The organism is Metamycoplasma auris 15026 (assembly GCF_000367765.1).
GTDB classification, from domain to species: Bacteria; Bacillota_I; Bacilli_A; order Mycoplasmatales; family Metamycoplasmataceae; genus Metamycoplasma; species Metamycoplasma auris_A.
The window spans coordinates 1-11,682 of record NZ_AORI01000007.1 but is presented as its reverse complement, the minus strand read 5'-3'; the positions used below and the strand labels follow the sequence as shown (position 1 = coordinate 11,682).

8 protein-coding genes and 1 rRNA gene are annotated in these 11,682 nt (G+C 26.0%); 3 read left to right on the top strand and 6 right to left on the bottom strand.

Annotation, left to right across the window (positions count from 1 at the left end):
- The first annotated feature begins 419 nt into the window (after positions 1 to 419).
- Genes MAU_RS01150 through MAU_RS01140 form a run of 3 tightly spaced genes read left to right on the top strand, consistent with a single transcriptional unit; the run spans position 420 to position 3,995 of the window.
- The gene (locus MAU_RS01150; RefSeq protein WP_004423997.1) at positions 420 to 1,664 is read left to right on the top strand and encodes a DNA cytosine methyltransferase; all 1,245 of its coding nucleotides are present in this window, start codon (positions 420 to 422) and stop codon (positions 1,662 to 1,664) included.
- Between the two features lie 2 nt (positions 1,665 to 1,666).
- Complete coding sequence (locus MAU_RS01145; protein WP_238543387.1) at positions 1,667 to 2,242, top strand: hypothetical protein; 576 nt, start codon at positions 1,667 to 1,669, stop codon at positions 2,240 to 2,242.
- A complete protein-coding gene (locus MAU_RS01140; RefSeq protein ID WP_004423995.1) occupies positions 2,232 to 3,995 on the top strand; it encodes a DUF262 domain-containing protein in 1,764 nt (587 codons plus the stop codon). Before MAU_RS01145 ends, MAU_RS01140 begins: the two co-directional genes overlap by 11 nt.
- Before the next feature lie 196 nt (positions 3,996 to 4,191).
- Here the strand turns inward: MAU_RS01140 and MAU_RS01135 are convergent, their stop codons facing one another.
- From MAU_RS01135 to MAU_RS01110, 6 genes are all read right to left on the bottom strand, one after another.
- A complete protein-coding gene (locus MAU_RS01135; protein WP_152414844.1) occupies positions 4,192 to 6,078 on the bottom strand; it encodes an ABC transporter ATP-binding protein in 1,887 nt (628 codons plus the stop codon).
- Entirely contained in the window at positions 6,071 to 7,915 is a 1,845-nt protein-coding gene (locus tag MAU_RS01130; RefSeq protein ID WP_004423991.1) for an ABC transporter ATP-binding protein, read from the bottom strand. Before MAU_RS01130 ends, MAU_RS01135 begins: the two co-directional genes overlap by 8 nt.
- Before the next feature lie 198 nt (positions 7,916 to 8,113).
- Positions 8,114 to 9,292, bottom strand: coding sequence for an acetate/propionate family kinase (locus tag MAU_RS01125; RefSeq protein WP_004423986.1), 1,179 nt, complete (start codon positions 9,290 to 9,292; stop codon positions 8,114 to 8,116).
- A gap of 110 nt (positions 9,293 to 9,402) precedes the next feature.
- A 5S ribosomal RNA gene (gene rrf, locus MAU_RS01120) occupies positions 9,403 to 9,506 on the bottom strand.
- Positions 9,507 to 9,558: 52 nt separating this feature from the next.
- Positions 9,559 to 10,419 carry a DNA-binding protein WhiA gene (gene whiA, locus MAU_RS01115; RefSeq protein ID WP_004423984.1) on the bottom strand — a complete coding sequence of 287 codons (861 nt, stop codon included), beginning with the start codon at positions 10,417 to 10,419 and terminating at the stop codon, positions 9,559 to 9,561.
- 78 nt (positions 10,420 to 10,497) lie between these two features.
- Positions 10,498 to 11,601: a hypothetical protein gene (locus MAU_RS01110; RefSeq protein WP_004423982.1), complete on the bottom strand. Its 1,104-nt coding sequence runs from the start codon at positions 11,599 to 11,601 to the stop codon at positions 10,498 to 10,500.
- Between the last annotated feature and the right edge of the window lie 81 nt (positions 11,602 to 11,682).

The window sequence follows — 11,682 nt, the reverse complement described above, 5'->3', positions numbered from 1 at the left end:
GCAAAGTAGCAAAAAAATGCTGAAAAAATTGAGCAAAAAGGCCTTTTGACCTCAAAAGAAGTATGTTTTTTGATATTTGAATAATTCCTATAAGAAATAAAAACAAAGTTGGTATTATGCAAATTTGCAATTGTTTTTTATTTTGTCCGGTATTTGGGGGACTGTGCAATGATTGTTAAACATAATACTAAAAAAGGTATTTAATTAACTACAATAAATCACTTTTTTTGTCTACTGATATTGTTTTAGTTTATGCTAAAATTTAAAATAACATGAATAAAAATAATTATATTAATTCTTTAAATAATATATATATATATATATATATATATATAAGCAATTAAGGTCAAAAAATAAGATTTTAATTGCAATTTTTTTGTTTCTTTTAAATAATAATTCAATTACACAGGTCTAATATCATGTCTAAGATTAATGTCTTAGAAGCTTTTTCTGGTATCGGAGCTCAACACAAAGCTATTTCAAATCTAAAAAAGAAACAAAAAATTAAAGTCTTTAATATTGTTGCCATAGCAGATTGGGATGCTAGGGCTAATATTGCTTATTCTACAATTCATAGTAACTTACTTTCAAAGCAAAATCAAATCTTAAATAGGCGTAATTTAATTGATGAAAACAAGATTAATAAGTTTTTAGAAAAATTCGATTTTTCTTTAAATTCAAAGAGTATTTCAAAGATAACTAGAAAAGATTTGGAATTTAAAAAACTTCTTGCTGCCTCAGTGCTTTTAGATAATAATCAAGTAGATATTAACAATCTTGATCCAAAAATAATAAGAAAGCTAAAAATCGATCTAATTACTTACTCATTTCCATGTCAAGGATTAAGTATTGCAAATATGGGAAGAGCAAAAGGAATTAATAATGAGCAATCCAAATCTAATTTAGTTTGACAGATATATCGGATATTAAATGAAGCATCCTATAAGCCTAAATATCTGTTAATGGAAAATGTGCCTAATCTTCTTTCAAACAAATTTAAAGCTGAATATGAGCATTGAAAAAATAAACTAAGTGATTTGGGATACAAAACATTTACTATCATTCTTAATTCAATTGATTGTGGTTCAATTCAACATCGTCGACGAGTTTTTGCAATTTCTACACTTAAGGAATTAGAAATTCCATTTAATAATGACATTGAATTTAAAAACTACATTGATAAAATCACATCTAATAAAAAATTATCTTTGGATAAAAAAAGAAAAAAGTTTAATGATATATTTAAAAAATTTCCTTGCAATGAAGAAAATCTTAGCTGCTTAATCAATCACACTCCTTCAAGAATCAAAATGATTGAGAGTGTAAAGATTATTAATGAATCAAAGAACTTTGAAATACCAACACTTACTACTAAACAAGATCGTATTCCTAATGTAGGGATTATCAAACTTAAAAATGATTATACAAATAAAACTAACTATAGATTTATAAGTCCTAGAGAAGCATATAGACTAATGGGCTTTAATGATGAGGACTTTAATAAACTTATCCCTCTTATTGAAAAAAGAATTCTAAATAAGGAATCTTTATATCGTCAAGCTGGTAATTCCATCTCAGTTGAAGCAATTGAAGTTATTTTCCAAGTTATAAGTGAGATTGAGATAAATAATAATCCCAATGAAAATTTGAAAGAAGTAGAATAAATATGAATACATTTGAGAGATTAAAAAATGTTGTCTTTCATACAATTGGAACAAATTGTAATGCTTATATTAAAAGATTTCAAGATAAATATAAGAATACATCTTTTTTCTATGATATAGATATTGGCGATAGTCTTATTTATTTGTATGATGATAATGACAAAATAATTGATTCATTTAAAAGCAAATCGACATATAAACAATTTATAAGTGTGCTTCTTTCATTTGGTTTTATAGAAGATGGCATTGGTAAATACATTATTAAAAAAACTATGTTTGATTATGACTATATTACTGAAATACTTTTTGAAAAATCGAATATGAATCAAATTAATATCATAAGACAAAGTCGATTTATTACTCTACTACTAAATGCTAACTATATAAACAAAGACAACTTTGCCTTATTTGAATTAAGAAGTATTAAAAAAGGTCATCAACCGCAATTTAATCGATTGAAATTAGAAATTAGTGATTGAGAAAAACAAACAACTAATGATTTTAAAAGACTAAAAAACGTGCTTAGCAAATTAGATAAATATGATTTCATAAAAAAGGGAAAAGAAAATGAGCAATAAGAGTGAAACAACCTTTAAATTTAAACAAAAAAGTATCCGGCAACTTTTTGAAGAGGAATTTGAGATTATTGAAATACCGCTTTATCAAAGAGAATATGTATGAGATGATGAACAGATTATTCCCTTACTCGATGACTTAATTGATCGATACAATGATCAAAACCAACATTATTTTGGCATTATTGCGCAAAGCGTTAAACGGTTAGAAAAAGACGATAATTGTAATAAGCATCGAATAATTGATGGACAACAAAGAATCACAACATCAATACTTTTAATTTATTATCTAGACAAAAAAATTAATGAAAATGAAAATACAAATATTTTTAATGACTTTAGAATCTCAGATATCCAGTTTGAAATAGGTGCGAATATCCGTGATGACATTTGAAATATTATAAAATCTCAAAATAGAAATCTAATTCCCCTTAACCATTCTAGAATTAAGAAAAATTATGAAATAATTGAAGAATACTTCAAAAATAGACATTTTAATAATGAGGAATTAAAAGAAATATTAAAGACATTTCTTGATAAGTTTATTTTTGGAATTTTAGAATATACAATTGAAAAAGAAAATGAGATGTTGGTTTTTGAAAACTTAAATTCTAAAGGTTCGCCATTAGAATCATTTGATTTGATTCGAAATGCAATTATTCTTCAAAATAAAGATAATGATTCTAAACAAAATCTTATAGATTTTAATGCTATTGTATTCAGTGTATTGAAAGATGGATATTGGAGTGAAAAAATAAAGGAAAGCAAACGTGGTGAAGAGTTTGAAGAATTTATTAAAAACTACACAAAATGATTGGGATATACTAAGAAGTATAAAAGTTATAAAACTTATAAGAACTTTAGACAACTAATCAATGATAAAGTATCTAATGGAGTTCAATTTAAGGAATTTCTTAATGATTTAAGAAAATATTTAATTCTTTATTTGCAAATTAAGCATCACCAACATTCTCCTGATATTGGAAATAGACTTTGATATCGTGTAATTGAACAAAAAAATGTTCATATTCCTTTGGCATTCGAATTATTTTCAAGATTTTCACAATTTAATATTAATAATGATAAATGAGATACATCTAATAAACTAATTGATTCATACATGAAAGTTTGAGCATCACACATTATAAAATTAATATCTGTAGAAGGTACAGGCCAATCCTTATCTAATTTAGTTTTCACTGTCATTGAGTGAATTAAGGAAGGACTTTCACCAAGAGAAATTAAGGACAATCTAAGTAAAATGAAATATGATAATACTCCTAGTGATTGAAAATTTATAGAGTCTCTAAAATCCCCAAAGAAGGAATCATGATTATCAAAATCAATTATAGATATTATTGAAACGGTTATTTTAGATCAGAATGCTGGCGAAAGCATTAAACAAGTTGATATGCAAACAATTGAGCACATAATGCCCCAAGATTTAAGTGAATGAAAAAACGGCTTAGATTATGAAGAGGAAAAAATGAAACAATTGCACTCAAAGTGTAAGGATCAAATTGGTAATTTAATTCATTTAAATAATAAACAAAATACAAAAATATCTAATAAGCCATTTAAGGATAAAGTAAAAGAGGTTTATAAAAAATCATCCTCAATATTAGTAACAGCTAAAGGTCTTGAAGATTATGGACTAAAAAATATTTGTGAATATGATGAATGAACATTTGAAATCATTGAAGATCGAACTGAAAAATTAGGTCGTGTCATTATTGATATAATGAACAATGACTAAAAAGCTTGCTATGTTAGAATAAAAATAGACTACAAAAAACTATTGGTAGTCATTTTTTATTGCTTTTTTAGGCGTTTACTACACACTTAGTAGTCCTAAAAAAGCAATAAAAAAAGATGAAATTTTTTTGTATTTGAAATTTCATCTTTAAGTTAATTATTTTTTGTTTTCTTTAGAAATTAAGAGTTATTTTTATCTAATCTTCACTAAAAGAAGAGTGGTACATTTTTTCATACAAACCTTTTTTAGCAAGTAGCTCTTCGTGTTTGCCAGCTTCAACTATTTGACCATCATTGATAACAAAAATACAATCTGCATTAACAATCGTAGATAAACGATGGGCTATAATAAAAGAAGTTTTATCTTTCATTAATTCATTAATTGCATTTTGGATAATTTTTTCTGTTCTTGTATCAATGTTAGAAGTAGCTTCATCTAAAATTAGAATCTTTTTATTGGCTATAATTGCACGCGTTATAGCAAGAAGTTGTCTTTCACCTTGTGAGAAGTTATTTCCGCCTTCTTCAACAATTTCATCATAGCCATTTTCTAGTTGTTGAATAAATTCGTCTGCATGTGTAATTCTTGCTGCATTAATAATTTCTTCATCAGTTGCTTCTAAATTTGCATATCTTAAATTCTCTTTAATTGTATCCTTGAATAAAAATGTATCTTGGAGTACTATTGAAATTTGATTTCTTCAAGAAGCTTCATTTATTTCTGATGATTTATAATTATCAATTTTAATTTCACCACTATATGGTAAATAGAATTTACTTAGAAGATTAATAATCGTAGTTTTACCAGCACCAGTTTTACCTACAAAAGCAAATGCTTGGCCTCTTTTAGCTTTAAATGTTGTATTTTTTAGCTGCAAATTATTTGGATTATTAGTGTATGAGAAATTAACGTCTGCAAAACTAACTTCGCCTTCAATTTCATTTTTAATAACATCTAGTTTTTCTTCATTAATTTCAGGTTTTAGAGCAATTAAATTAAATAATCTAGTTGCTGAGACAATCATAATTTGTAACTGCGCAATATTTTCAAAAACTCGAACAATATTGTTTGACATAATTCTTATATATAGTACAAAAGAAAGAATAATACCGGGATTAAATTCCTTATTAGAACCAGTTCCAATATTTGCCGTTACAAAAGCACCGGCTGTAATGACAACAACTAGTTGTAATAGATTAATAATGACATTTCCATAAGGTCACATCACACCACTATAAACAGTAGCTTTTAGACTTGATTTATATAATTTGTTTGTTTTATGATTGAATTCATCATTAATTTGTGCATTAAAATCAAGTGATCTAATTAGATGATGCGCTGCAAGATGCTCTTCAATAAAACCATTTAATTTGGCAATATGTTTTTGTTGTTTTTGAAATTGGGGAGCTGATTTTTTCATCAATAGCACAATTAATGATAAAGATAAAGGAAATAAAACTAGCGTAATTAAGGATAAATAAACTGAATAATAAAACATGAAACCAAATGAAAAAATTGTTACTGAAATAGTAGAAATAATCGTATTCATATTGGCAGCTAAACCAGTGGACACATTATCTACATCATTAGTTAGAATTGCCATTAATTCACCTGTACTTACTTTATCAAAGAATGAAATAGGCATCTTCATTATAGACTTATAAGCATCATGCCGCATCAGCGCTGCACTAAGAACACCAGATTGCACAGATAAAAAGTTTGAAATATATGAAAGAATCTGACTGGCTATATAGTTAACTACAAGAAGAACAAAATAACCAATAAACTTAAATAAATCAAAGTTTTCTTGATTTGTAGATTTATTTATTCCAATTAAGAAATTGTAACTTAAAAGATGTTCAGTAATATAACCTACTAGATATATACCAGCCGTTAATCCTGCACCAGATAAAATAGCAGTTATAATAATCCAAAAAGTCATTCCTTTTTTATAGTTAACATAACCTAAAAGTTTTTTTAGTGTTTCCCATTTAAGTTTGGAGTTTGTTTTTTTAAGCTGTCTTTTTTCTTTTTTACTTAATTGTTGTTTGTTATCTGATTTAAAAGGATCAAGATTATACATTATCATCTCCTAACTGCGTTCTTGCAATTTCTGAGTATAAGAAACATCTTTGCATTAATTCAGAATGTGTGCCTATATCAATCATTTTTCCTTTTTCTAAAACAATAATTTTGTCTGCATCCATAATGGAAGATATTTTTTGGGCAATAATAATGGTTACTAGTTTACCATTATTTCAATTTCTTATATTCTTTTTAATTTGTTTTTCAGTATTAGCATCAAGGGCAGAAGTTGAATCATCTAAAATAAGAATTTTTGGATTTTTAATTAGCCCTTGAGCAATGGAAAGACGTTGCTTCTGACCGCCAGAAAAATTTACTCCTTTAGCTTGCACTTGAGCATCCAAATTTTTATCTAATTTAGATACAAAATCATATGCACAGGCATTTTTGATACTTTCAATTAATTGCTCTTCTGTAGCAATAGGATTAGCCATTAATAAATTTGATTTAATAGTCCCACTTAAAAGAAGGGGCTTTTGATAAATATGAGAAATTGAAGAGCGCAAAGATTTTGTATCAATTTCTTTTATATCATGACCATCGATTTTAATATAACCATGCATAGTTTTAAAATCTAAACTTAAAAGTTGAGCAATGGTACTTTTTCCTGAACCAGTTGGGCCAATGATTCCAATTGTTTCGCCAGGATTTGCTTGAAAAGTAATATCCTCAAGAACATTTTTTTCTGAATCTGTGTAATATCTAAAAGAAACATGATCAAAACAAATATGTCCATTTGTAATTTTTTTATTCGAAACTATGTAATCAATATCAGGTTTGGTATTAAAAATTTGATTTAGTTTTCTTGCTGAAATAATTGATCTAGCTAGAGTAAAACCAACAAAAGATGACATAATGACACCAATTGTAATATACATAACATAGTTTATAAATGTTGTCGCATTTGAAAGAATTGTTTTGAATTCTTCCACTGCTTTTATTGGAGAAAGACTAGGATCAACATTTTTTCTAATGATAAATCCAGCTGCTAATAAGATTATTGCTGTTGCAATATTGGCAAATAGGTTAACAAAAGCAAAAGCTAAGTTATAAAAGTTTCATGATTTTTTAGATATCACATGTCAATTTTGGTTTTTTTCTTCAAACTTTCTATTTTGAATTTTTTCAAGATTGTATGACTTAATAACTCTAATTCCAAGAATACTTTCTTGGGATTCGTTATTAATTTGTTCATACATTTTTTCTTCCTTAATAAAATAAGGAACCATAATTGCTCCTGATATTAGCATAGTAAGCATTAAAACAGGAATTAAAACACCTAAAATAATTGAAAGTTGCATATCTGTTAATAAAGCAAAAACAAGCCCAAAAATTAAATTAAAAGGGCCAATAATTGCTAGTCTTAAGAAAAGATTTATTCCCCATTGAATTCTTGTTATATCAATAGTAAATCTTGTAAGAATTTTTGAATGTGTAAAAAATTCAATATCTTTTTGGGATAGCTGCCCTAAATGACTTCAAAGTTTCATTCTAATTTGCTTAGCAGCAGCAATTGAAACATAAGAACCCAAGATTGAGCCACTAAGAGTTGCAAATGAGCCAACTAATAAAGCAATTGTAAAATAGATGGAAAATAATTTAATTGCATCTGAAATGCTACCGTTAACATTAAACATTTTTAAAATGTTAATATTAACAGTTATTTTATTAGCTTCTGTTGCACCTAAAAAAGATTTTTGAAAAATCAGTGATGATATTTGACCTATAAAAATAGGAATAAATAAAAAAGCTATAACTTGAATGCTTGTTAGTAAAATTGTTACTACTGAAAGAATTTTAAACTTTGCACTCATCATTTTAAAAAGCCTAAACATCCTCTTATTATCCTCCTTTAATTGATAAATAACATCCTTTATGTATATTTATTTGTATACTTAACTTAGATTATTTATAATGAATTTAAGAATATTAATATTAATTAATATTAATATAAGTTTACAACAAAAACTAAAGATCTAACCTATAAGAATAAGTTAGATCAAAGAATTAATCAATATATATTTAAAGAAAAACTATAGATGAATTGCTTCATTAGCAATAAATCATTCTTCATCAGCCTTAATTACATAGATAGGAATTTGCGAATTTGAAGAAGAAATTAGTTTGTAATCTTTGAAGTTGCGATCTTTGTTTTTTGTGTTATCTATTTCTAAATGCAATAGATGAATTTTATTAATAACTGCTTCTCTAATATCAGCATCATTTTCCCCAACTCCAGCTGTAAAAACAATTGCATCGGCTTTAGTTTCAATCTTATTTAAATAAGTAATTAAATAATCTGCAATTCTTTGGGAATATAAATCAAGCGCAAAAGCAGCATTTGGATTTTCCATTTTTTTAGAATGTACATCTCTTAAATCTGAAGAAACACAAGAAACTCCAAGCATTCCAGATTGTTCATTTAGCATTTTAAAAACTTGCTCAATGTTCATGTTTTTGTGTTTCATTATATATGGAATAATCGAAGGATCAATATCACCACTTCTTGTTCCCATCATAATACCAGCAAGGGGAGTAAAGCCCATTGTTGTATCAATTGATAAACTATTTTTAATTGCACATAATGAAGCGCCATTTCCAATATGTAAGCTTATAATATTAACTTTTTCTTTGCCTAATATTTCTTGTGCTCTTAAAGTTACATAGTTATGATTTAATCCATGAAAACCATATTTCCGAATGTTAAGTTCGTCTGAGATTTCTTTATTAATTGGATATGTGTATGCTAAAGGAGACAAGGTTTTGTGGAATGATGTATCAAAATGCATTGACATACTTGCATGTGGTAATAGTTTAGAAAAAGCTTCAATTGCAGCAATAGCACCTGGATTATGAATTGGCGCTAAATCAATAGCGTCCTTTAAAATTGCAAGACTTTCATTAGTTACTAGGGTTGTATCTTGCAATTTAATTCCGCCATTAACAATTCTAAAAGCAACTTTACTAATTTCATCATAGCATTTTATAATATTATGCTTTGTTCATTGGTTAACTATTTCTTTAACTGTTTCTAAAAAATCAGGAAGTGGTAATTTAATCTCTTCTTTTTTGCCATCTCATTCAATAGAAAGAATGCCTTCTTGCATTTTAATTCGTTGCGCTAAACCTTTAGCTTCAATTGCAAGGTCACTATTAAATAAAGTTCATTTAATTGAACTAGATCCTGCATTAATAACTAATATTTTTTTCATTTTCTGCTTATTCCTTATATTAAGATAAATTCAAATTTATATGTTTATTAGATTATAAAAGAAAAAAGAAAAATGAAATTAAGAAAACTAAGTAAAAAAGAAAATAAAAAAAAGAGCAACGACCTATTTTCCCTTGCGGTATCGTTGGCACTGAAGGTCTTAACTGCTGAGTTCGGAATGGAATCAGGTGGGCCCCTTCGTTATGGTTGCTATGGTAAATATTTTACATAAAAAAATTGTTTTTTAAAAAAATTGAGACTTTTTTCTTAATTAGTCGCATTTTTTTTGCTATTTGTATCAACTTTATACTTTTTAACTTTGTTTTTTAATTTAATTAAGGAATGATTTAAGGAAGAACGCGACTTAATGATGTTGTTATTTGCTAATAATCTCACTAACTCATTTAAACTACTATCCAAATTATTTTTTTTAAGTTTAAAAAAATATAATTCATCTTTGCTAAATAAAAATTTCAATTTATTTTTAATAATGAAGTCATAGTTTTCTAAAAAAAGTGTATTTGCATCAGCAATGCGTTGTTGATTATAAATATCAAAGTTAGTAATCCGATTGATATTATTATAGTAATCTCTAGAAATTTTGTACTCTTCTAGTTGGTAATAAGAATTAATTGCTTCAATTGCTTTTAAAAAATCACAAATATGCTCAATTTTTTTAAGATAAATAATAAAGCGATTATTTCTTTTTAGAAGTTTAAATTCAAGGGCATATTTGTTTAAAATAGATAAGCATTGAGAGGCTTTATTGAAATCATAAAATTTAAGTTCTAAATGATTGGATAGACTTTTGAAATTTGAAATTGAACCTGAAGATAAAAAAATTCCTGAAAAATAATCTCTTTCAAATTTCAGCTTGGGATTAGAAAACTTTTTTAGATGAATAAACAATTCATTTTTCTTTAATTTACTAAATTCAATGTTGAATTCGTTTAGTAAATTAATTAAGAAATCTAATACATCTTTATTATTAAAAATAATTGTAGCTTCATTATTTTCGATTTTTGCAGTCGCAAAAATACCACTTAAAAGATTAAGTTTTTCTTGTTTTTTAAGTGGTCTTCTAATAATTTCATTCTTAATTTGAAAACTAAAAGTTTTTTCTTCCATATATACTTAAACATAATAGCACAATTTTAGAAATTAAGATTCCTATATCTAAATGACTTAAATTATAAGGGGGGTTATTTAGGAAAAATCAATTTCGATATTTTCGTTTTCATATTCTTTTTTGGAAATTGAAAAGCTAAATAGAGCATCATCTTTTTCTCAGTTTTCTTTTAAAAATTGCTTAAGGTTTTTTATTTCATTTGATAGATTAGTTATTTCTTTAGTTGCTTCTTTGTCTTCATTATTCTTCAATCATTCAATAGCTTTCTTTAATGATTCAATTCCATATTGAAGATTCTTAGTTAAAGCATCTAACATTTCATCGTATTTTTGTTCAATATTATCTTTGGTTATTTCATTATCAAATTCAATTGAACTAATTTCAGTTTCAGTATCAATTGGTTCAAGTAAACTCTTATCGAATTGATATTTATTTAGGTTAGTAATAATATTAGTTAATTTAGTAATTTCATTACTATATTGATTGATTAATTTGTTGTGCTTGGAATTAGCAAATATACTGAAGTTTACAATAACTTCCCCAATCAAATTTGCATCATTAGCAATGATTTTAGCCTTATTTTTATCAATTATTTCAATCTTAATTTGACTTATATTTAATGCTTTAAAATCTGGATTGAAATTCTTGATAGCTTCAAAAATAGTTTCATTAGTAATGGTGTTATTTTTTAAAGCGATTGCTCCTATATTAGTAATTTTAATAAGTTCACTTAAATCTTTTTTTACTACTAATTTATAAGTCACAATGACTTTTTGATTTTCTAGATACTTATTCTTATTTTTTGAATATTTTGAAACATAAATTGTGGCTTTATTTTCTTTGATACTACCAATAAATAAGTCTTTTAATATTTCAGATGTTAATATATCTTTATTTAGATTTAAAAGAGCTTCTCTTATTTTTTCATGTCTTGGAAGTTCATCAGGATTTGAAACTACTAATTGCCCTAGATTTGTTATTTTGATTAGGTTTTCAAGTTTGATTTTATTAGTTGTATTAGTAGCATTAGTATTGATATCTATAGTGTTTTTGTTATTGGTATCATTTGCTTTTTTATCTTCTTTTTGTTCATTTTTATTATTACATGAAATTACTAAAAGAGGGGATGAAATTGTAATAATGGAAGTTGTTATTAGTGATAATGCAAGACTTTTTTTCATGATTATTTTTCTTATTTTAATTAGTTATTTTCCTTCAACTTTTATATAAGTTTTTAGTTCCTATATTCATATTGTAGGGAC